This is a genomic window from Ruegeria sp. BG8, assembly GCF_056538325.1.
Genome location: NZ_JBQFSZ010000002.1, coordinates 65,361 through 87,209, shown reverse-complemented (window position 1 = coordinate 87,209; position 21,849 = coordinate 65,361). Strand labels below are relative to the sequence as shown.

Genomic DNA, 21,849 nt, shown 5'->3' with positions numbered 1-21,849 from the left:
AATAAACGTCACGCTGTGAGGGTCCAGCTTTGAATCACCAAAAAGTCAGATTGGGCCCGGGCCTGTATTTTGTTGCCACTCCGATCGGTACGGCGCGCGATATTACGCTCAGGGCGCTTGATGTGTTGGCGTCAGCAGACGTAATTGCCGCCGAAGATACACGCAGCCTGCGGCGTTTAATGGAAATCCACGGTGTACCGTTAGAGGGCCGACGCGTCTTTGCCTATCACGACCACAGCGGTGCGGGTGCACGAGAAAAACTTCTGGATGCTTTGCGCGACGGTAAATCCGTAGCTTACGCTTCAGAGGCCGGAATGCCATTGATTGCGGACCCCGGGTACGACCTGGGTCGTCAAGCCGCAGAAGCCGGGTTTACAGTGACTTGTGCCCCGGGCCCGTCCGCCGCGCTAATGGCGTTGACACTGGCGGGGCTGCCGACAGACGCATTCTTTTTTGCGGGTTTTTTGCCCAACTCTTCGAACGCCAGACGCTCTCGTATCGAGGCGCTGCGCGATGTGCCCGGTACGCTTGTATTCTACGAATCGCCCAAACGCGTTGCGGCCTGTGTCGCGGATCTTGCGGCTGTCTTGGGTGAAAACAGGCCCGCAGCAATGTGCCGAGAGCTGACCAAGAAATTCGAAGAAGTCAGGCGCGGCACCCTGGCGCAACTGTCCGCTGATCTCAGTGAGCAATCCGTGAAAGGTGAGATTGTCTTGCTGGTAAACCGCGGCGATTCAGAAACCGTTAACGAGTCGGACGTAGAAGAGGCGCTGAAAAAGGCTTTGGAAACACATTCGGTTCGGGATGCGGCTGATTTGGTTTCAAGCATGTACAAGTTGCCAAGACGTCCGATTTATCAGAAGGCTCTGAAACTGGCGAAGGGATGACATGAACGCGCGATCTGCTCAAAGTTCCGTTTCTTATCAAGTAGGTCGATCCGCTGAGATTTTGGCAGCCAAAGACTATGAGCGGCGTGGACTGTCCATCCTTCAAAGCCGTTGGCGCGGTGCTGGGGGTGAGATCGACTTGATCGCGCGCGATCGCGAAGGTTTTGTTTTCATCGAAGTCAAGAAAAGCAGCAGCTTTGAACGGGCGGCTGCACGGATCAGTCGGCGTCAGATGAACCGGATATGCGCGTCAGCGGCCCAGTTTTTAGAAGGCCAACCGGGTGGGCAACTGACGAATGTGCGCTTTGATGTGGCCTTGGTTGATGCTTTGGGTGACGTGCAAATCATCGAAAATGCCTTTGGCTTGGCCTGATCCCCATTGAACACCTGCCCCTGCTGCGCCATGTATCTGGCGTGAATTTGAGGGACACACCATGAAAATCGCCTTTCAGATGGACCCGATCGGGGCCGTGGATATCAATGCTGACAGCTCGTTCCGACTGGCCGAAGAGGCTCAGGCGCGCGGTCACACGCTGTTTTTCTACGACCCGGACCAGCTGGCCTATCAAGAGGGGCGGATTACAGCACGCGGTCACGATATGAAGGTTCAGCGCATCGCTGGAAACCCTGCCGAACTGGCGCCAGAGCGCGAGGTCGATCTGGCAGAGTTTGATGTGGTCTGGCTACGGCAGGATCCCCCATTCGACATGCATTATATCACGTCGACTCATTTGCTGGACCGCCTGAAGGGGCAGACGCTGGTGGTAAACGACCCGTTTTGGGTGCGTAACTATCCCGAGAAACTGCTTGTTCTGGATTTTCCCGAACTGACGCCGCCAACAACGATTGCGCGAGACCTGCAAACGATCAAGGCCTTCAAGGAAAAGCACGGCGACATCATTCTAAAACCACTTTACGGAAACGGAGGTGCAGGTGTTTTCCGGCTAGATGCGAACGACCGCAACCTGACGTCACTGCACGAGCTTTTCACCGGATTTTCGCGCGAACCGCTAATTGTGCAGAAATTTCTGCCCGATGTCAGCAATGGGGACAAACGTGTGATCTTGGTCGACGGCGAGCCCGTCGGAGCCATCAATCGCGTTCCCGCTGAAGGTGAGACACGATCCAACATGCACGTTGGCGGGCGCCCTGAAAAAATAGGCCTGACCGCGCGCGACAAGGAAATCTGCGCCGTGATCGGACCATTGCTGAAAGAAAAAGGACAGGTTTTCGTAGGGATCGACGTGATCGGGGATTACTTGACAGAGATTAACGTGACCTCTCCCACAGGTATTCAGGAGCTTGAGCGGTTTGATGGCGTCAACATCGCCGAAAAAATCTGGCAGGCCATCGAAGCCAAGCTTTAGGACGCAACCTTGGCGCTGATGCGAAAGCTCAGCGCCTCGGCCACATGAGGCCGTCGCACGTCTGGGGCGTTGTCCATGTCGGCTATGGTGCGGGCCACCCTCAGCACGCGGTGATAGGCGCGCGCGGACAGGCCGAACCTTTCCGCAGCTTGCAACAGCAGCGCTTTGCCTTCTGCGTCTGGGGCGGCGATTTCTTCTAAAAGGTTCCCCTCGACATCTGCGTTCTGGCGGATCGCAGGAGTTTTGGAAAACCGTGCGGCCTGAACCTGTCGTGCCCGTTCGACCCGCGCGGCAACTGTCGCCGAACTATCCCCGGATGGAGGCAGGTCAAGGTCGGTGAATCCGACAGGCGGAACCTCAATCCTCAGGTCAAAACGATCCATCAGCGGACCGGAAATCCGCCCCAGATAGTCTTCACCGCAGACGGGCGCACGGGAACAGGCACGCGCAGGGTCCGTCAGGTATCCGCATTTGCAGGGGTTGGCGGCCGCAACTAGCATGAACCGGCAGGGATATTTCACATGCGCGTTTGCGCGTGCAACCATGACCTCGCCCGTTTCGATAGGCTGGCGGAGTGTCTCTAAAACAGTGCGGGGAAACTCGGGGAATTCATCCATGAAGAGGACCCCGTTATGGGCCAAGGATATCTCACCAGGTTTGGCCCCTTTCCCGCCGCCAACAATTGCAGCCATTGATGCCGTGTGGTGCGGCTCGCGGAATGGGCGGGAACGGCTGATCCCACCTTCGTTCAGCAGCCCGCAGAGGGACTGGATCATCGAGGTCTCCAAAGCCTCGGCGGGCGTAAGCGGTGGAAGGATTCCGGGTAACCGGGCCGCCAGCATGGATTTCCCAGATCCCGGTGTGCCGATCATGATCAGGTGGTGCCGCCCTGCTGCTGCGATCTCTAATGCGCGTTTGGCGCGTTCTTGCCCTTTGACGTCTCTCAGATCACGCGCATTCGGGGAAAGGTCGACTTCGCCGGGTTGCGCGGTGGGCAAAGGGTTTTGACCAGAGAAATGCCGCACGACTTCGGCAAGGGACGCTGCGCCCAATACCTGTGTGGCATCCACCCAAGCAGCTTCGGCGCTGGAGGCTTTGGGGCAGAGTAACGCACGATCCTCGGCCGCTGCCGTCATCGCAGCAGGGAGCGCGCCAACCACCGGAACAAGCGAGCCGTCCAGCGACAGCTCTCCCAACGAAACCGCGCTTTCTGCGGCGTCCTGCGGGATGATCTCAAGCGCAGACAGCAGCGCAACGGCGATAGGAAGATCAAAATGGCTGCCCTCTTTCGGCAGGTCAGCTGGTGACAGGTTGATCGTGATGCGTTTGGACGGCAACGCAATTGCCATGGCGCTTAGTGCGCTGCGCACCCTGTCACGTGCCTCAGATACCGCCTTGTCAGGCAATCCCACGATGGAAAAGGCGGGTAAGCCGGGTGTGACGGCGCATTGCACTTCGACCGGGCGGGCTTCGACCCCTTGGAATGCAACTGTATGGGACCGGGTGACCATGCAAGACCTTTTTGGTTAACAGGTTCTTGCTTGCACGGCTGAGGTTTAGGAATCGTTAACGGCACCCGTCATTGCGGCAAACTTCGGCCACGCACCGGGATCGGCCACGGTCTTGTCGCGGCAGAATTGGTTGCAGAACCCCCAAACCTGCTCGTTAAGCTTTAGGAAATCCGTGACCGGTTTGCCGGAATAGGGGCAGACTTGGTTCAAGGAAGGTCCAGTTTCGACAGGTTCCGCCATCGTGTCCCCAATCGGCCATGGATCAGTCTGCAGGTTTTGCGGGTATGGGAAAGGATCGTAGTCAACTGTCAGACCCATAGCGCGCCATTGTCGGACAGACGTGTCAGACAATAACTCAAGGCAATAAGCTAGGTTCTCGGCAGATATCGGTAAACCAAATCCAACGACGCGCGCAGCCACAGGGGTATAGAAAACATCCGCCAGAGAATAAGCCCCAAACAGTGGGCCAGATGTGGCCCCTGAAATAGAGCGGGCGTGGGCCCAAAGCGTTTCGATCCTGCTGAGGTCGGCTAGGGTTTCGGCCGAAGGCTCAAACCCTTTCCAGCAGTGTTTTAGCTGCATCGGACATTGCCCGCGCAAAGCCGAGAAACTGGCCACCATTTCGCAGCAGATCCATCGCGCGGTGGCACGCGCTGCGGGGTCTGAGGGCCATAACGCAGCTTCGGGATGCCGTTCGGCCAGTGTTTCGGCCATCGCAAGGCTTTCACCGACAACCGTCCCGTCAGGCAGGCGCAGGGCAGGGACCAGACGCGCCGGGGCCAACGGCTTCATGTCTTCGCCCATGGTGCCCGAATACAAGCCGATCATATGGCTTCGATAGGGCAGGCCAAACTTTTCCAGCATCAACCAGCCGCGCATCGACCAACTGGAAAACAGCCGGTCACCGATAAACAGATCATAAGTCATGGCAATAGAATGCCGCGGTTGGTTTGGGTCGTAAAACAGTGATTTGTGCGCGTTGGGATCACGGGCAGTGATTGATCCGCCCGACTGACCATCGGTCATCATGATGGGTGATCTCGGTGACAGAAAGGTTGTCGATCCTGTGGCTGAACGCCTCATAGGCGCTGATATCCAGAGCGCGTTGTACCTGAGTCAGAATGACCCCGAAATGCGCCACGACAATCAAATCCTGTCCTGAATGTGAGACGATCAGGTTGTCGATGACTGCGTCGACCCGGGCGCGGACGTCGTTCCAGCTTTCTCCGTCTGGCGGGCGGACGTCACCGGGGTTGTCCCAATAGGCGAAGGTCAATTCCGGGTCTTCGGCCTCGATCTCTTTGAAGCAGCGCAACTCCCAACTGCCGAAATTGATTTCTCGCAAGTGCGGGTGATGCGGCAGGCGCGCGCGCGCGCCTTGAATGGCCGAAGCGGTATCTGCGGCACGGGACAGATCGGATGAAACGACAACGGCCTGTTCAGGCAGATGGTCACGTAGCCGCGCGATCGCTGCGTGGTCGCTGAGGTCAGCGGGTATATCGGACCACCCGACCATGGTTTTGGCGTGAGTTGGCCCATGCCGGACAAGATGCAATCTTGTCATGGCAACTGGCCCTTTAAGACCAACGGTAATCCAGCCGTCACCTGCACCACACGGTCAGCTTGGGCGGCCAGCGCGATGTTCAACCGACCCTGCGCTTCGCGAAAGCGACGAGATAATGCGTTGTCCGGTACAATCCCGTACCCCACTTCGTTCGAGACGATGACGACCGGCGCGCGACAGCCTGAAAGCGCGTCAAACAATTCCGCCTGCGCGTGCTCCAGGTCATTCTCGGCCAGTATATGGTTGGTCAGCCACATAGTTGCGCAATCGATCAGGCAGACCTGGCTTTCGTTGAGTGTAGATAACCCCGGGCGCAGATCGAAAGGGGCCTCAATCGTTGTCCATCCGGCACCCCGCTGCTGGATGTGTTTGTTCACCTTTTCGTGCATTTCATCATCAAACACTTGTGAAGTGGCGAAATATACCCGGTCTTTGTCATAAGAAACAACAAGTTGTTCAGCGAAAGCCGACTTCCCAGAGGCCGCTCCACCCAAGATTAAGGTTAAATCCGGACCCACTATTACTACCTTCCATGTGATCCACCCGGTTCTGTTCTGCGTATCCACCATAAGTTGGCAAAGCAAGGCCGAGCTACGCCTGTGAAAAGGGGAGATTTCCATGGCACTGGACAATACGAACGATTTCTCAATGTCACGGCAGGCGATGAAAGCCGAGTTGCTGGACGCGGAAACAGAATTACAGCTGGCTTACGCGTGGCGCGACCACCGCGACGAGCAAGCGCTGCACAGGTTGATCACTGCTTATATGCGGCTGGCAATCTCGATGGCCGCCAAGTTCAAACGATACGGCGCCCCGATGAACGACCTGATCCAAGAGGCCGGGCTAGGCTTGATGAAAGCGGCTGACAAGTTTGACCCCGATCGCGGTGTGCGGTTTTCGACCTATGCGGTTTGGTGGATCAAGGCCAGCATTCAGGACTATGTGATGCGGAACTGGTCGATGGTTCGGACCGGGTCGACCTCTTCCCAGAAATCGCTGTTCTTTAATATGCGTCGGGTTCAGGCACGTCTGGAACGTGAGGCTGCAACCGAAGGCATGGACCTTGATCGCCACCAGTTGCATCAGATGATTGCTGCCGAGATTGGTGTGCCGCTTCGCGATGTTGAGATGATGGAGGGTCGGCTTTCGGGATCGGATTTCTCGCTGAACGCAGTGCAGTCCGCGGACGAAGATGGTCGCGAGTGGATTGATGCGCTGGAAGACGACAGCGAGCAGGCCGCGGAAACTGTCGAAAACAGCCACGACACCGAGCAGCTTCGTGAATGGCTTGTGACAGCGATGCAATCTCTTAACGACCGTGAACGCTTTATCGTGCGCGAGCGCAAGTTGCGTGAACCAGCCCGGACGTTGGAAAGCCTTGGGCAGGAGCTGGGTCTTTCGAAAGAACGTGTGCGCCAGCTTGAAGCCGCTGCATTCGTAAAAATGCGCAAGAACCTTGAAGCTCAATCGCGCGAGGTGCAACACTTCATCGCATGAAACAGATTGCGATTCTGCTTATTGCACTAGTGGTTACGCCGGGCTTGGCCCGTGCCGAACAATTGATACCTGATGAGGTATCTGCGGCAATGCAGGCCGCAGATATCGTTATTCTGGGTGAGATTCACGACAACCCACAGCACCACATTGTCCAAAAAGAAGCGCTGGAACTGATCAACCCATCCGCTGTTGTATGGGAGATGATTACCGAAGAGGGCGCGCGACGGCTTGGGCAGAAAGCTGCGACCAACCCCGAGGAACTGGCCCGGATTCTTGAGTGGGCAGAGATGGGATGGCCGCCTCTCAGCCTGTATTATCCTGTTTTTCAGGCTACCGACGCACCGGTTTACGGCGCAATGGTACCACGTGCGGCGGCGCGTGCGGCAATGCAGCGAGGCGCGGCGACAGCATTGGGCGCGGATGCTGCGCGGTACGGCCTGACGGTGCCGCTGTCTGCCGCAGATCAGGCAGAGCGAGAAGCTGATCAAATGGCGGCTCATTGCAACGCACTGCCTGCTGAGGCTTTGCCGCAAATGGTGGCGATACAGCGCTTGCGCGATGCGGTTCTGACCCGTGCCATCCTCCGTGCCGAGGACGAAACTGGCGGGCCTATCGCTGTGATCACGGGCAATGGCCATGCTCGCAAGGATCGCGGCATTCCCACCTTTTTGTCGCGCCTGCGCCCGGGCCTGAAGGTTTTTGTTCTGGGACAATCCGAAGATGGCAGCATTAACGGAGAGTTTGATGCCGTGATCGACAGCCCCACGGTTGAACGTGAAGACCCCTGTCTGGCGTTTCAGACGCAGAATTAACGGCTGGTACTGGAGCGCAGCCTTGCCTAATGTCGGGACCGATCTGCACGGGAAGGGCAAAACATGCTGGCATCCAAACGCATTCTGCTGATCATCGGCGGAGGGATTGCGGCCTATAAGTCGCTGGATCTGATCCGTCGGCTGAAAGAACGCGGTGCTGCCGTGACGCCTGTCCTGACGAAAGCGGCTGAGGAATTCGTCACACCCCTGTCGGTTTCTGCACTAGCGGGTGAAAAGGCCTATCGTGATTTGTTCGACCTGACTGACGAGGCCGAGATGGGACATATCCAATTGTCTCGCTCGGCGGATTTGGTGGTTGTCGCCCCCACAACGGCTGACTTGATGGCGAAGATGGCGGCAGGTTTGGCCAACGATCTGGCCTCGACTTTGCTGATGGCGACTGACACGCCGGTTCTGTGTGCGCCTGCCATGAATGTTCGGATGTGGGATCATCCGGCGACCCAGCGCAATCTGGGGCTATTGCAGTCAGATGGTGTTTTGTTCGTTGGCCCGAATGAGGGCGACATGGCCTGTGGTGAATACGGGCCGGGCCGCATGTCGGAACCTCTTGAGATCGTCGCAGCTATCGAGGCGCAACTGGGCGATGGACCGTTGGCTGGAAAACGTGTTCTGGTCACGTCTGGCCCGACGCAAGAACCGATCGACCCGGTCCGATACATCGCGAATCGATCTTCTGGTGCGCAAGGCACAGCGGTCGCACGCGCATTGTCCGCATTGGGGGCTGAGGTGATTTTTGTGACCGGGCCTGCCGACGTCGCGCCGCCCGCAGGGGTCCATGTGGTGTCCGTGGAGACCGCGCAACAAATGTCTGACGCGGTTGACGCCGCGCTGCCTGTTGATGCAGGCGTCTTTGCTGCAGCCGTTGCCGATTGGCGGGTTGCAAGCGCCTCGGATCGAAAGCTCAAGAAAACCCGTGATGGCTTGCCTGCGCTCGAGTTTGCCGAAAACCCAGACATTCTGAAGCGCATCTCTCAATTGGAGGCAGGCCGCCCCTCGCTTGTCGTTGGGTTCGCTGCGGAAACAGATAATGTGGTCGAACATGCAACCGCCAAACGTGCGCGCAAGGGCTGCGATTGGATTGTTGCGAACGATGTCAGCCCTGCGACCGGCATAATGGGCGGGTCCGAGAATGCGGTGACCCTGATTTCCGACACCGGTGCCGAAGCATGGCCGCGTATGGGGAAAGACGCAGTTGCCCAACGCCTGGCCGCCAAAATTGCCGATGCGCTTACAGGATAGATGAAAGGACCCAGGATGGTAGCGATCCGTGTGATCCGAGACGAGGATTCCGACTTGTCGGTGCCGTTGCCCTCATATGAGACCGCAGGTGCTGCGGGCGCAGATATACGCGCGAACCTGCCGGGAAAAGCGTCAATTCAACTGGAACCGGGTCAAAGGGCGCTGGTACCCACTGGATTGCGCGTTGAGATCCCGCAGGGTTACGAGATTCAGGTGCGGCCGCGTTCGGGACTGGCCTTGAAACACGGTATCACCTTGCCCAACACACCCGGCACAATTGACAGCGATTATCGTGGCCCTTTGGGTGTGATTGTCCTGAATGCGGGTCAGGATACCTTTGAGATCGCACATGGCGAGCGTATCGCCCAATTGGTTGTTGCCCCGGTTGTGCAAGCCGTGTTCGAGGCAGCCGAGACCCTCAGCGATACGGATCGCGGTGCGGGCGGTTTTGGTTCGACCGGGCGAGGCTAGATGCTGCTGATCCTCATTCTTGCCTCCGCTCTGTGGGGGATCGGGTATTTGGCGGGAGTGTCACGCACCGCGCGCATGGTCTTGGTCGGGGTTTTGCTTTTGGGCGTCATCGTGGCGCAGCTGGTGCTACCTGACGGCCACCCCTTGCGCGAGGCCACCGGTGGTTCTGCTGCGATGTGGTTGATATTGGGTGGCTCGGCGGTTTTGGTTCTGGTTTATGGAAAGGTGCTGAAAGCGCTGCGAGATCGCGCTGCACCTTCCACGACCAAGGAGCCCGCCATGCCATCTGACCAATTTTCTGAAACTGAGCTGGAACGCTATGCGCGCCACATCGTGCTGCGGGAATTGGGCGGGCCGGGTCAAAAAAAGATGAAACAGGCCCGGGTGCTTGTGATAGGCGCGGGTGGCCTCGGTGCTCCGGCATTGCAGTACTTGGCAGCGGCGGGTGTCGGCACGATCGGTGTCATTGACGATGACGTGGTCGAGAATGCCAACCTTCAGCGACAGGTGATCCACCGAGACGCAGATATCGGTATGCCCAAAGTGTTTTCGGCGCAGCAGGCCATGTTGGCGCAGAATCCAAACGTGGTGGTTTTGCCCTATCACCGGCGTCTGACCGACGAGATTGCGTCCGACCTGTTTGCGGATTTTGATCTGGTGTTGGACGGTACTGACAATTTCGATACGCGCTATCTGGCCAATCGGACCGCCGTGGCATTGGGCAAACCGCTGATCTCGGGCGCGTTGTCTCAGTGGGAAGGACAATTGAGTGTTTTTGACCCCGCGGGCGAAGCGCCTTGCTACCAATGCATTTTTCCAGAGGCACCGGCACCCGGATTAGCCCCTTCCTGCGCCGAGGCCGGAGTGGTTGGCCCGCTTCCGGGTGTGGTGGGGTCGATGATGGCGGTCGAGGCGATCAAGGTCATCACAGGGGCCGGTCAGGCCCTTCGTGGCGACATGCTGATCTACGATGCACTTTATGGCGAAAGCCGGAAAATCACTCTGTCGCGCCGCGCTGATTGCCCGGTTTGCGGCACAGATTGATCACCTGCACTGGACCGGCGCCGCCTCTGTTCCTAGGTAATGGTCAAAGGAGAGCTCTATGACCAACCCGATCCTGTCCGATTGGACGACCCCGTTCGAAATTGCACCATTCGACAAGATTTCCGACGAAGATTATGCGCCCGCATTGGACGAAGCCCTGCAAACCCATAATGCTGAAATCCAAGCAATCGCGAATAATCCAGACGCACCCACATTCGCCAACACGGTCGAGGCTCTTGAGGCTGCGGGTGAGCAGGTAAATAAAGTTCTGTCCGTTTTCTATGCCGTCGCGGGGTCAGACAGCAATCCAAAGCGCGAAGCGTTGCAGCGCGAGTTTTCGCCAAAGCTGGCGGCGCATTTCGCAGGGATCTCGTCGAACAAAGCCCTGTTTAACCGGTTGGCTGATCTTTGGGGCCGGGTGGATGACCTGAACCTGAGTGACGAGCAAAAACGTGTACTGATGCTGACGCATCGCGGTTTTGTAAGATCCGGGGCTGCTCTGACCGGTGCAGAAGACGTGCGGATGCAGGAGATCAAGGCGCGGTTGGCGTCTTTGGGGACGTCCTTCACCCAAAATATTCTGGCTGATGAGCGTGAATGGTTCATGGAATTGGCGGAAGATGATCTGGAGGGCTTGCCGGAATTCGTCGTGAACGCGGCACGTGCGGCGGGCGAGGAAAAAGGTGCAGGCGGGCCTGTTGTGACGTTGTCGCGATCCTTGATCGTGCCGTTTCTGCAGTTTTCCAGCCGTCGTGATCTGCGTGAAAAGGCGTACCGGGCGTGGACAGCGCGCGGCGCAGGTGGAGGCGAAACGGATAACAGGGAAATCGCGGCCGAGATTTTGCACCTGCGCGAAGAACGCGCAAAACTGCTGGGTTATGACAGCTTTGCAGCCTTCAAGCTGGAAACCGAAATGGCAGGCACCCCGGATCGGGTGCGCGAATTGTTGATGCAGGTTTGGGAACCGGCCAAGTCGCGCGCGGATGCGGACGCCGAAACCCTGCAACAGATGATGCAAGCCGACGGTGTGAACGGATCACTCAAGGCCTGGGATTGGCGTTATTACGCCGAGAAACGCCGCAAGGTCGAACATGATCTGGATGAAGCCGAGCTGAAACCTTACCTGCAATTGGACCGTATGATCGAGGCCGCTTTTGATTGCGCCAACCGTCTGTTCGGATTGGAATTTGCACCATTGGATGTGCCGCTCTACCACCCCGATTGCCGTGCGTGGGAGGTCACACGGAACGGTCAGCACGTTGCAGTGTTTATCGGCGATTACATCGCGCGCGGATCCAAACGTTCGGGCGCGTGGTGCAGCGCCATGCGATCTCAGGCGAAATTTCCCGATGTCCAGACGCCGATCGTCAAGAACGTCTGCAGTTTTGCGAAAGGCGAGCCCACGCTTTTGTCATACGATGATGCGCGAACCTTGTTTCACGAATTCGGTCACGCCCTGCACCAGATGTTGTCTGATGTGACTTATGAAAGCATCTCGGGAACGTCGGTAGCGCGCGATTTTGTGGAACTTCCCAGCCAGCTATATGAACACTGGCTTGAGGTCCCGGAAGTATTGACGAAATTCGCCACCCACGCCGAGACCGGCGCGCCGATGCCGAAAGACATGCTGGAAAAAGTCCTACGGGCTGCCAATTTCGATCAGGGTTTCCAGACCGTGGAATACGTATCTTCGGCCTTGGTTGACTTGGCCTTTCATGACGGTCCCGCGCCTATCGACCCGATGGTAAAGCAAGAGGAAGTTTTGGCCGAGTTGGGGATGCCGCAGGCGATAGGTATGCGGCATGCAACCCCGCATTTTTCGCACGTCTTTGCCGGTGACGGTTATAGTTCGGGTTACTACAGTTACATGTGGTCCGAGGTTATGGATGCTGATGCATTCGCCGCCTTTGAAGAGGCCGGTGGCGCTTTTGATCCCGAACGCGCCAAAGCGTTAGAGGAACATATCCTGTCCACCGGTGGCTCGCGCGAGGCAGAAGATCTGTATATGGCGTTCCGCGGACGTCTTCCCGGTGTTGAGGCGCTGCTGAAAGGGCGGGGTTTAATCGCCGCCTAATATCCCAAAGAACGATCGACGAGGTGCAGGAACGGCTCTCCGGCTTCGCCTCGTCGGATGTTTTCACAGATCACCTGCGCCGCGGTTACAGGGCGTGTTTCGGACGCAATATGCGGCGTCACGGTTACGTTTGGATGTGCCCAATAGGGGTGATCCACCGGCAAAGGCTCGGTTCGAAATACATCAAGCGTGGCATGCCCGACCTTTCCGCTATTCAGTGCGTCAAGCAAAGCGTCATCGTCAATCAACGGCCCGCGCCCGGGATTGATAATGCACGCGCCTGTGGTCAATAAGGCAAGCGTTTCGGCGTTGAGCGTATTCTCGGTCGCCGGGGTGTCGGGTAGCAACAGAACCACGATCTCGGATTGGGAAAGGGCAGTGCGCAGGCCATCTTGGCCATGCATGCAAGTGATATTGGGAATGTCTTTTGCCGTGCGGCTCCAACCTATGACGTCAAAATTCAGATAGGCCAGTGCTTGGGCCGCTGCGCTGCCCAAAGCGCCCAGTCCCAAGACACAGACCGTGCGGTCCGAAGCCAACGGAGGTGCGATAGGTGTCCACACGCCGTCCTGAACCGTGATGTGCTTGTCCATACCCAGATGGTACCGCAGCACATGCCCCACCACCCATTCGGTCATGCCCTGTGTCAGCCCGTGATCAACCATCCGCGTCAATGGAACGGTCAGGGTATGATTGTCCGAGATGCTTTCCACCCCTGCCCATAGGCTGAGCACCGCCTTGAGCCGTGTGTAGGGGCTGAAATCCGACAACCCACCGTTCGGGGCATAGACCACATAGTCCACCTGATCCGGTGCCATCTGCGTATCCAGATTAACGTCCAGCCCCGCGTCGGATAGCCCTTTTGTCAATAAAGGTTGGTATTCTGGCCATAGTTCAGGGCGCGCAGAAAACAGAACGTTTACGGGCATTGGTGGCCTTTCAGCTTAGCGGGGGCGGTGAATATGCGCGCTTTGAACGATGCCGAACGCGGCCATCAGGACAAGCATGGCCGACCCACCATAGCTGACCATCGGCAGCGGAACACCAACGACCGGGGCAAGGCCCATGACCATCGACATGTTCACAGCAAAGAACAGGAAGAAGTTCAACGCGATGCCCAGCGTCACCAGTGACGAAAAACGGTCTTTCGTCATAAGCGCAGTGACAACACAAAAGACAAGGATCAGGCCGTATAGGGTCAACAACGTGATGCCACCGACGAAGCCGAACTCTTCGGCCAGCGTGGTAAAGATGAAGTCCGTGTGCTTTTCGGGCAGAAAGTTCAGCCGCGATTGCGTTCCCTGCATGAACCCACGCCCATTCCAGCCACCCGACCCCAAGGCGATTTTGGACTGTGTGATGTGGTAGCCCGCGCCCAACGGGTCGGTGGAGGGGTCCAGAAATGTATCAATCCGTCGGAACTGATAGTCCTTGAGCAGCTGCCATTCAGTGCCGCGGCTGTTGAAGACTGTGGCGACCAGTCCGACGCCTGCAGCTATGACAGCCGCAAAGTAAGCCCAATGAACCCCGGCCAGAAACATCAGGCCGCCGCCCGCGGCCAGCAAAAGGATCGAAGTGCCAAGATCCGGTTGGCGCAAAACCATGAAGGTCGGTATCAGGATCAGCACAACCGGTATTATGACCCACAGCGGCCTTGAGGTTTTATGTGACGGAAGCCAGTCATAGTAGGCTGCCAGAACCATCACCAGCGCGACCTTCATGACTTCGGAGGGTTGCAGTCGCATAAAGCCCAGGTCGATCCAGCGCTGTGCGCCCATGCCGATCGTTCCAAAAAGTTCGACTATGATCAGCAATCCGATCGAGCCCAGGTAGGCCAGGACAGACATGTTGCGCCAGAACCAAATGGGCACCATGGCGATGATGAACATCACGGCAAGCCCCAGCCCGAACCGCTCCATCTGGGGTTCGGCCCAAGGGGTCCATGAGCCACCCGCCACCGAGAACAGCATCAGGAAGCCTGCGCTTGCCACGCTGATCAGCAACAGCGTCAAAGGCCAGTTCATATAGAGGAATTTGCGAAACCCCGATGGTGTGGATTTGACGGCGTATTCCAAATAGCTCATGCGCGATCCTTCTCGGATGGACGCGCTTTGGGACGGCGGTCGCCCTCAAGCTGTTTTTGCTGTTCCTTGATGCGGTCCCGATCGGCAACCGGATAAGCTTCTAGTGGAGGTGTGCCGTTGTAGAGCGCCTGCAACATGATGTCCCGCGCGACCGGAGCCGCAGCTTTCGAGCCGCCGCCACCATGCTCTACCACCACGGCGATCGCGTATTTCGGCTTGTCATAAGGTGCGAAGCTGACAAACAGCGCGTGGTCCCGGCGCTCCCACGGCAGGTCCTCATTTCTGATAACCCCGGCTGCGCGTTCGGCCTTGGTGATATTGCGGACCTGGCTGGTGCCTGTTTTGCCGGCCATGCGGAAGTCTTCTGCAATGATGCGACTACGATAGGCCGTGCCGCGCCGGTCGTTGGACACCGAGAACATCGCTTCGCGGATATACTTCAGATTGTTCGGGTTTACGGCCAACGGCTCACCCGCACCCGATGGCTGCTCAACCCCGTTGATCGAACGAACCAGGCGAGGTTTGACCTCACGTCCAGTGGCAATTCGGGCGGTCATAACCGCCAGTTGCAAGGGGGAAGCCAGCATAAAGCCCTGACCGATAGAGGCATTCGCGGTATCACCAACCAGCCAGCCTTCGCCGTGGACGCGCTCTTTCCAGGCCTGATTAGGGGCCAATCCAGCGGCGACCGCAGACATTGGAATGTCGTGCTTGACCCCCAGTCCGAACGTACGCGCCATATCCGATATCTTGTCGATCCCCGTTTTCAGGGCGACATCATAGTAGTAAACATCGCAGCTGCGTTTCAGCGAAAGCTCAAGATCAACTGTTCCGTGGCCACCGCGTTTCCAGCAGTGAAAACGTCGGCTGCCAACTTTCAGGTGACCGGGGCAGTACACTGTATTGCCGGGACCGACGACACCAGCCTCAAGTGCTGCCATGGCAGTGATCATCTTGAACGTCGACCCAGGCGGGTAGGTCCCCTGCACGGTCTTGTTCGCTAGCGGGCGGTAGTTATCCTGCGTCAGTGTTCGGTAATCGGCAACTGATATGCCGCGCACAAACAAGTTGGGGTCAAAGCTGGGTGCGGAACTGATCGCCCGGATGTCGCCAGTCTCGCAGTCGATCACAACGGCGGCGGCGCTTTCTCCGGCAAGTCGGGCTTGGGCGTATTGCTGCAGGTCGGCGTCTACGGACAATTGCAGATCGGCTCCGGCCTCTCCTTCCTGACGATCCAACTCGCGCATAACACGGCCGGTGGCGTTGACCTCGACGCGTTTGGCGCCTGCCTTGCCGCGCAGCGAAATTTCCTGTTTCGCTTCCAACCCAACCTTACCGATCTGGAACCGGGGGATACGCAGGACGGGCTCGGGGTCTTCGATCTGGCTGAGGTCATAGTCGCTGACCGGGCCGACATAGCCGACCACATGTGCAAAGTCCTCATAACGCGGATACTGCCGTGTCATGCCGACTTCGGGCGTCACACCGGGTAGGGCGGGTGCATTAACGGCAACTTTCGAGATATCTTCCCACGTCACCTGATCCGCCAGCGTGACAGGCAGGAAAGGGGCCGAGCGGCGCATCTCAGCCTTGGCGCGTTCGATTTCATCTTGGGTCAGCGGGATAATGCTGGACAGTTTTGAGATAACGGCATCCACATCACCGGCATCCTCGCGCACCATCACGATCCGGTACGAAGGAGAGTTTTGGCCGATGATTTGCCCGTTGCGGTCGTAAATTCGGCCCCGTGTTGGTGGAATCAGGCGAATATTGATCCGGTTCTCTTCTGCAAGCAGGCGGTATTCGTCGGCTTGCTCGACCTGCATAAACCGCATCCGCGCAGCAAGGCCACCGATAAAGACGGCTTGCATTCCACCTAGTATCAACGCGCGTCTGGGTAGACGCTTATAGGCAAGGCCTTGTGTTTTTGGTTTGCGCTGCTTCATGGCCGCGCTCCTGCGGATCCGGCCTCACCGGCAGATATACGTCGCACTCCAAAGCCGCTCTGGCTTAGGAAAACCACCACTGGGTAAACTGCGATTGTCAAAACCACTTGAATCACGACCGGTCCCAATGCCGCTTGTTGCACAGATAGAATAGCAAGAATTACCCGGTTCAGCACAAAAACTGCCGTGATCACGACCGCAGCCGTTGTCCATTCGCTTGCGAACCCGCCATCCCGCATTCCCGGTGCCGAGTTTCGTAGAAACCCCGCGCCAATAACGACCAGCGCGGCCAATAACCCTGGCGGTCGTTGAAGCAGAAGGTCAGCCGTCAGCATGACAACCGCGATAAGGGGAACAGGCACGTATTCAGGTCGCCGAACAACCCAAACGAATGTGAGTGCGATAAGCAGATCCGGAAATGGCCATCGGTCTGGCTTGGAATCCAATGGCAGAAGGTGCAGGAACAGGATCAGTGTCGCCAGAAACAGATACAGCCCCCGCTTGGCCCAGAGTCGAGACGCTTGCCTATCCATCACCAACCTCCGCAGGGGCTAGGGCGGCCTCGGGGCGTCTGGGGCCAACGATATCGCCGGAATCGTCAATCGCCGGGGCGGAATGGAATCGCAAGACGCGTAAAAATTCGAGCCTTTCGAAATCAGCAGACAAACGGACGCGAAGGCGCCCACCGGGGTCCTCAGCAATTTGGCCAATCAGCAGGCCACCGGGAAACACCCCCCCATCCCCTGAGGTGACAACACGGTCACCGGGGCGCACTAGCTCGCGGTTTTCAAGAAACTCTACAGCGGGTGACGAGGTATTGTCACCTGCGATCAGGGCCGTTTGACCCGAAGGCTGAATCGTCGCGGGAATGGCGCTGGATGCGTCGGTCAGCAGGATCACCCGAGCCGTGTCAGGGCCGACGCCCGAGATGCGCCCGACCACTCCGATCCCGTCCATCGTAGCCCATCCATCCATAATGCCGTCACGCTCGCCGACATTAAGCAGAACGGACTGCCGAAACGGAGAACCACTGTCCGCCATTACGACCCCCGTTATGTAGGTCAGGCGCGGGTCCAGACGGACATTGTTCAGATCAAGCAGGCGGGCATTTTCCTGCTCTAGCTGAAGGGCCGCTTCTTTCCATGCTCGCATGAGGCGCAGTTCACTGCGCAGCTCTTGATTTTGCTCGCTCAGGCGTTGGTAGCTTTGGAAATCCCGCACCAGATTGACCAGGCCATTCACCGGGACCATCGCCCATTCCATCGAGGGGACCACGCTATCCACCACTTGCGCGCGGAACCGTTCAACGCGCGGGCTATCAATTCGCCAAACCAGAAAGATTCCGAGCAAGCACAATACAACGATCCCCAGCAGCAGGCGTCGCAGAGGGGCAGTGTATTCGTCGCGTTGTGATCGGTCCTTTGCCACAGGTTACCTTCCCGTGCTGCTCATGCCCGAGTTCTCACCCCATAAAGGTGCGCGCCTTAGCTTTCGTAGTCAATCGCGTGACGCAGTTGTTTTTCGTATTCCAGCGCTTTGCCGGTGCCCAAAGCCACACAATTCAGGCTTTCATCGGCAATCGACACGGCCAGACCCGTCTGTTCGCGCAGCGCCAGATCCAGATCGCCCAGCAGCGCACCACCACCCGTCAGCATCACGCCCCGATCCACGATGTCAGCGGCCAGATCGGGCGGCGTGGTTTCCAGCGCGGTCATCACCGCCTCGCAAATTTGCTGAACGGGTTCGGAAAGAGCCTCGGCGACTTGCGCCTGGCTGATTTCGATTTCCTTGGGCACGCCGTTCAACAGGTCACGGCCTCGGATATGCATCGACTGGCCGCGGCCATCGTCGGGCATCCGTGCAGTGCCGATGGTGGTCTTGATGCGCTCCGCAGTGGATTCACCGACCAGCAGGTTTTGCTGGCGGCGCAGGTACGAGATGATCGCCTCATCCATCCGGTCACCACCTACGCGGACCGAGCGGGCGTAAACAATGTCACCCAGCGACAGAACCGCGACTTCGGTCGTACCGCCGCCGATATCGACGACCATGTTGCCCGTTGGGTCTGTGATCGGCATGCCAGCGCCAATCGCGGCGGCAATCGGTTCGGCAATCAGGCCTGCGCGACGCGCACCTGCTGACAGAACCGACTGGCGGATCGCCCGCTTTTCGACCGGAGTCGCGCCATGGGGAACGCAAACGATGATTTTGGGCTTCGAAAAGGTCGAACGTTTGTGCACCTTGCGAATGAAGTGCTTGATCATTTCCTCCGCGGTGTCGAAGTCGGCGATCACGCCTTCACGCATCGGGCGGATCGCCTCGATCGAACCGGGCGTCCGACCCAGCATCAGCTTGGCATCCTCGCCCACCGCCAGAACTTTCTTAACGCCGTCCTTGACGTGATAAGCCACAACCGACGGCTCCGAGAGGATAACACCGCGCCCTTTGACATAAACCAGCGTATTCGCTGTCCCAAGGTCGATAGCCATGTCCGCCGTGAACAAGCCGCCCAGATTGCCAAAAATGCCCATGTTTTCACTGATCCCGTTCGTCAGAATTTCCACTGCCCGCGACTCGACGGTTCCGGGACGGATGCCTTATAGGGTGCCATCTCGCCCGGTAAAAGGGCTGATTCCGCGACAATCAGCACCTTTCCGCTTTATTGATTGGGACTTTAGAAGGCAACATGCTCTCATATCAACATATTTACCATGCTGGAAATCTGGCTGATGTACAAAAGCACGCTTTATTGGCCTGGATGCTGGATTACCTGACCCAAAAAGAAAAGCCACTGACCTATCTTGAGACGCATTCCGGGCGTGGTCTTTATCACCTGGACAACGCCGCAGCGATCCGAACTGGTGAGGCCGCAGCTGGCATCGGGCGCGCAGTGCGCGAGGGCTGGTTCGCAGAGTCCCATCCGTTGACCCGAGCTTTGACCAAAGTGCAGGAACAACATGGGTCGCAGAGCTATGCGGGGTCACCCTTGATCGCGGCCAACCTGTTGCGCGATCACGATAGTATTCAATTGGCAGAGTTACACCCACAGGAATACGAAGCCTTGTCGCTGACAATGTCACCCTTTGGCGGACAGGTTCACAAACGGGATGGGTATGAGCTGGTGCAATCGCTTTGCCCGCCGACCCCGCGCCGGGGGCTCATGCTGATCGATCCGAGCTATGAGGTGAAATCCGAATACGATCGTCTGCCGGGTATTATTGCCAAACTACATCGCAAGTGGAACGTGGGCGTGATCGCATTGTGGTATCCCATTTTGACAAGCGATCTTCACAAGCCAATGATTTCAAGCCTGAATTCACAAGATTTTCCGAAAGCTATATGCCATGAGGTTCGTTTCCCACCCGTACGCCAAGGGCACAGGATGGTTGGTTCCGGGATGTATGTTCTAAACGCTCCTTTCGGTATCGAAAACGAGATGAACCGTCTGTCAGAACTTTTCGCGGATATCTGATCGCTATTCTGGCCGACAACCTGAGGCCTCCCGCCTTGTTGGCCTGCATCAAAGATGCCGTCAAACAAGTTGGGCCCGGCAGCGCGCCAAAGGCGCGCTGCCGGGCCCAAAAACCGTAAGGTTGGTCGGCGAAGCCGGGCACCCGCGGTTGCGGGAGACCCCGTTCAACGCGTCAGGTCAGGTCTTTATAGCTGATCTCGCGTGTATCCGCGCCTGGGCCTGCTTTTTCACGACGCATGATCAAGCGGTTCAATGCGTGGATATACGCCTTGGCCGAAGCAACGACAGTGTCCGTATTCGCTGATTGGCCGGTCGCTATCATGCCGTCTTCTTCCAAACGAACTGATACCGTCGCCTGCGCATCGGTCCCTTCGGTCACCGCATGCACCTGATAAAGCTGAAGATGGGCTTTGTTCGGATAGACCTTTCTGATTGCCTTGAATGTTGCATCGACCGGACCGTCTCCGTGTTCGGTTGCGATGATGTCTTTGCCGTCCATCTCAAGCTCAACGGTTGATTCCGCTTGGCCGCCTGTGCCGCAGGTGACCTTCATCGACACCAGCTGCAGGTAATCGTCGTGCTCATCCATCGTCATTAACGCGATGAGGTCATCGTCGAATACTTCTTTCTTGCGGTCGGCCAGGTCTTTGAACCGCACAAAGATATCTTTGAGCTGGTTGTCGCCCACATCAAACCCGAGGGTTTCGAGCTTGTCGCGCAACGCTGCTCGGCCAGAGTGTTTGCCCAGCGGTAAAGACGTGCCGGACAGACCGATATCTTCGGGACGCATGATCTCGAAATTCTCGCGGTTTTTCAGCATGCCGTCCTGATGGATACCGCTTTCATGTGCAAAAGCGTTCTTGCCGACGATGGCCTTGTTAAACTGCACGTTGAAGCCCGACACCGTCGCGACCCGGCGCGAGATATGCATGATCTTGGTCGTGTCGATACCCGTATGCCAAGGCATGATGTCGTTGCGGGTGCGCAAGGCCATGACGACCTCTTCCAGTGCGGTGTTGCCCGCGCGTTCGCCCAATCCGTTGATGGTGCATTCAATCTGACGCGCCCCACCAGCGACGGCGGCCAGCGAGTTCGCGGTCGCCATACCAAGGTCGTTGTGACAGTGGGTGGCAAAGATGACCTCATCCGCGCCGGGTACGGTTTCGATCAGGCGTTTGATCAGGTCGGCGCTCTCCACAGGTGCGGTGTACCCAACAGTGTCAGGGATGTTGATCGTCGTGGCCCCTGCCTTGATCGCAATTTCGATCACACGGCACAGGTAATCCCATTCGGTCCGGGTGGCATCCATCGGCGACCACTGCACGTTTTCGCACAGGTTGCGCGCATGGCTGACCGTTTCATGGATTTTCTCGGCCATTTCATCCTGCGTCAGGTTTGGAATGGCGCGATGCAGAGGTGAAGTGCCGATAAACGTATGGATACGGCTTTTTTCAGCGTGTTTAACGGCGTCCCAGCACCGGTCGATATCGGCAAAATTTGCGCGTGCCAGACCGCAGATGCGGCTGTTTTTCGATCGCTCGGCAATCTCGCTGACCGCTTTGAAATCGCCTTCGGATGCGATCGGGAAGCCGGCTTCGATGATATCGACGCCCATCTCGTCCAGAAGTTCGGCAATCTCGAGCTTTTCGTTATGGGTCATGGTTGCGCCGGGGCTTTGCTCGCCGTCGCGCAAAGTGGTGTCAAAGATCAAGACGCGGTCTTGGTCGGTCACGTTCGTCATGGGATTCTCTTTCTTCTTCTGTCCTAAAGCCTTTGGCGCGCTGGCGTCCTCCTCTGAGCGGGCGCGCCGGATGGCACGCTCAGAGGCGGATTAGGATCAGTAGGCCACGCAGCGACGCA

21 protein-coding genes are annotated in these 21,849 nt (G+C 57.7%); 10 read left to right on the top strand and 11 right to left on the bottom strand.

The genetic code is table 11. From position 1 onward, the window contains the following. Positions 1–29 precede the first annotated feature (29 nt). The 3 genes from rsmI (at position 30) to gshB (ending at position 2,254) form a co-directional block, all read left to right on the top strand. Complete coding sequence (gene rsmI, locus ACR0DG_RS05650; RefSeq protein WP_480695172.1) at positions 30–887, top strand: 16S rRNA (cytidine(1402)-2'-O)-methyltransferase; 858 nt, start codon at positions 30–32, stop codon at positions 885–887. Between the two features lies 1 nt (position 888). Further along, a complete protein-coding gene (locus tag ACR0DG_RS05645; protein ID WP_480695170.1) occupies positions 889–1,260 on the top strand; it encodes a YraN family protein in 372 nt (123 codons plus the stop codon). A gap of 61 nt (positions 1,261–1,321) precedes the next feature. Next, positions 1,322–2,254: a glutathione synthase gene (gene gshB, locus ACR0DG_RS05640; RefSeq protein WP_480695168.1), complete on the top strand. Its 933-nt coding sequence runs from the start codon at positions 1,322–1,324 to the stop codon at positions 2,252–2,254. Here gshB and ACR0DG_RS05635 read toward each other — a convergent pair. The 4 genes from ACR0DG_RS05635 to cobU are packed head-to-tail and all read right to left on the bottom strand — an operon-like array spanning position 2,251 to position 5,898. Then, on the bottom strand, positions 2,251–3,765 hold the full coding sequence (locus tag ACR0DG_RS05635) for a YifB family Mg chelatase-like AAA ATPase (RefSeq protein WP_480695166.1): 1,515 nt from the start codon (positions 3,763–3,765) through the stop codon (positions 2,251–2,253). The two genes, gshB and ACR0DG_RS05635, sit on opposite strands and share 4 nt — an antisense overlap. 45 nt (positions 3,766–3,810) lie before the next feature. Beyond that, the gene (locus tag ACR0DG_RS05630) at positions 3,811–4,692 is read right to left on the bottom strand and encodes a glutathione S-transferase (RefSeq protein WP_480695851.1); all 882 of its coding nucleotides are present in this window, start codon (positions 4,690–4,692) and stop codon (positions 3,811–3,813) included. 58 nt (positions 4,693–4,750) lie between these two features. Further along, positions 4,751–5,329 (bottom strand): histidine phosphatase family protein, encoded by a 579-nt coding sequence (locus ACR0DG_RS05625; RefSeq protein ID WP_480695164.1) that lies wholly within the window; start codon positions 5,327–5,329, stop codon positions 4,751–4,753. Beyond that, complete coding sequence (gene cobU, locus ACR0DG_RS05620; protein WP_480695849.1) at positions 5,326–5,898, bottom strand: bifunctional adenosylcobinamide kinase/adenosylcobinamide-phosphate guanylyltransferase; 573 nt, start codon at positions 5,896–5,898, stop codon at positions 5,326–5,328. The genes ACR0DG_RS05625 and cobU overlap by 4 nt, the downstream gene beginning before the upstream one ends. A gap of 49 nt (positions 5,899–5,947) precedes the next feature. On the opposite strand from cobU, the gene ACR0DG_RS05615 reads away from it, so the two are divergent. The 6 genes from ACR0DG_RS05615 (at position 5,948) to ACR0DG_RS05590 (ending at position 12,487) form a co-directional block, all read left to right on the top strand. Next, positions 5,948–6,826: an RNA polymerase factor sigma-32 gene (locus ACR0DG_RS05615; RefSeq protein ID WP_480695162.1), complete on the top strand. Its 879-nt coding sequence runs from the start codon at positions 5,948–5,950 to the stop codon at positions 6,824–6,826. Then, a complete protein-coding gene (locus ACR0DG_RS05610) occupies positions 6,823–7,638 on the top strand; it encodes a ChaN family lipoprotein (protein WP_480695160.1) in 816 nt (271 codons plus the stop codon). The genes ACR0DG_RS05615 and ACR0DG_RS05610 overlap by 4 nt, the downstream gene beginning before the upstream one ends. Positions 7,639–7,701: 63 nt before the next feature. Further along, positions 7,702–8,898, top strand: coding sequence for a bifunctional phosphopantothenoylcysteine decarboxylase/phosphopantothenate--cysteine ligase CoaBC (gene coaBC, locus ACR0DG_RS05605; RefSeq protein ID WP_480695158.1), 1,197 nt, complete (start codon positions 7,702–7,704; stop codon positions 8,896–8,898). A gap of 15 nt (positions 8,899–8,913) precedes the next feature. Beyond that, a complete protein-coding gene (dut, locus tag ACR0DG_RS05600; RefSeq protein WP_480695156.1) occupies positions 8,914–9,369 on the top strand; it encodes a dUTP diphosphatase in 456 nt (151 codons plus the stop codon). After that, a complete protein-coding gene (locus ACR0DG_RS05595) occupies positions 9,370–10,413 on the top strand; it encodes a HesA/MoeB/ThiF family protein (RefSeq protein WP_480695154.1) in 1,044 nt (347 codons plus the stop codon). A gap of 58 nt (positions 10,414–10,471) precedes the next feature. Further along, positions 10,472–12,487 (top strand): M3 family metallopeptidase, encoded by a 2,016-nt coding sequence (locus ACR0DG_RS05590; protein ID WP_480695152.1) that lies wholly within the window; start codon positions 10,472–10,474, stop codon positions 12,485–12,487. Here the strand turns inward: ACR0DG_RS05590 and ACR0DG_RS05585 are convergent. From ACR0DG_RS05585 to ACR0DG_RS05560, 6 genes are read right to left on the bottom strand one after another with little or no spacing between them, the layout of a single operon-like run. Continuing rightward, complete coding sequence (locus tag ACR0DG_RS05585; RefSeq protein WP_480695150.1) at positions 12,484–13,416, bottom strand: 2-hydroxyacid dehydrogenase; 933 nt, start codon at positions 13,414–13,416, stop codon at positions 12,484–12,486. The two genes, ACR0DG_RS05590 and ACR0DG_RS05585, sit on opposite strands and share 4 nt — an antisense overlap. A 15-nt stretch (positions 13,417–13,431) precedes the next feature. Continuing rightward, positions 13,432–14,571 carry a rod shape-determining protein RodA gene (rodA, locus tag ACR0DG_RS05580; protein ID WP_480695148.1) on the bottom strand — a complete coding sequence of 380 codons (1,140 nt, stop codon included), beginning with the start codon at positions 14,569–14,571 and terminating at the stop codon, positions 13,432–13,434. Continuing rightward, a complete protein-coding gene (gene mrdA, locus ACR0DG_RS05575; protein WP_480695146.1) occupies positions 14,568–16,517 on the bottom strand; it encodes a penicillin-binding protein 2 in 1,950 nt (649 codons plus the stop codon). Before mrdA ends, rodA begins: the two co-directional genes overlap by 4 nt. Further along, positions 16,514–17,050 (bottom strand): rod shape-determining protein MreD, encoded by a 537-nt coding sequence (locus ACR0DG_RS05570; RefSeq protein ID WP_480695144.1) that lies wholly within the window; start codon positions 17,048–17,050, stop codon positions 16,514–16,516. Before ACR0DG_RS05570 ends, mrdA begins: the two co-directional genes overlap by 4 nt. Continuing rightward, entirely contained in the window at positions 17,043–17,945 is a 903-nt protein-coding gene (gene mreC, locus ACR0DG_RS05565; RefSeq protein WP_480695142.1) for a rod shape-determining protein MreC, read from the bottom strand. Before mreC ends, ACR0DG_RS05570 begins: the two co-directional genes overlap by 8 nt. Positions 17,946–18,001: 56 nt before the next feature. After that, complete coding sequence (locus ACR0DG_RS05560) at positions 18,002–19,048, bottom strand: rod shape-determining protein (RefSeq protein ID WP_039523195.1); 1,047 nt, start codon at positions 19,046–19,048, stop codon at positions 18,002–18,004. Positions 19,049–19,203: 155 nt separating this feature from the next. Here ACR0DG_RS05560 and rlmJ point away from each other — a divergent pair, with 155 nt between their 5' ends. Next, positions 19,204–19,989 carry a 23S rRNA (adenine(2030)-N(6))-methyltransferase RlmJ gene (rlmJ, locus tag ACR0DG_RS05555; RefSeq protein ID WP_480695141.1) on the top strand — a complete coding sequence of 262 codons (786 nt, stop codon included), beginning with the start codon at positions 19,204–19,206 and terminating at the stop codon, positions 19,987–19,989. Positions 19,990–20,161: 172 nt separating this feature from the next. Here the strand turns inward: rlmJ and ACR0DG_RS05550 are convergent, their stop codons facing one another. Further along, positions 20,162–21,730 (bottom strand): 2-isopropylmalate synthase, encoded by a 1,569-nt coding sequence (locus tag ACR0DG_RS05550; protein ID WP_480695139.1) that lies wholly within the window; start codon positions 21,728–21,730, stop codon positions 20,162–20,164. Positions 21,731–21,849: the final 119 nt, after the last annotated feature.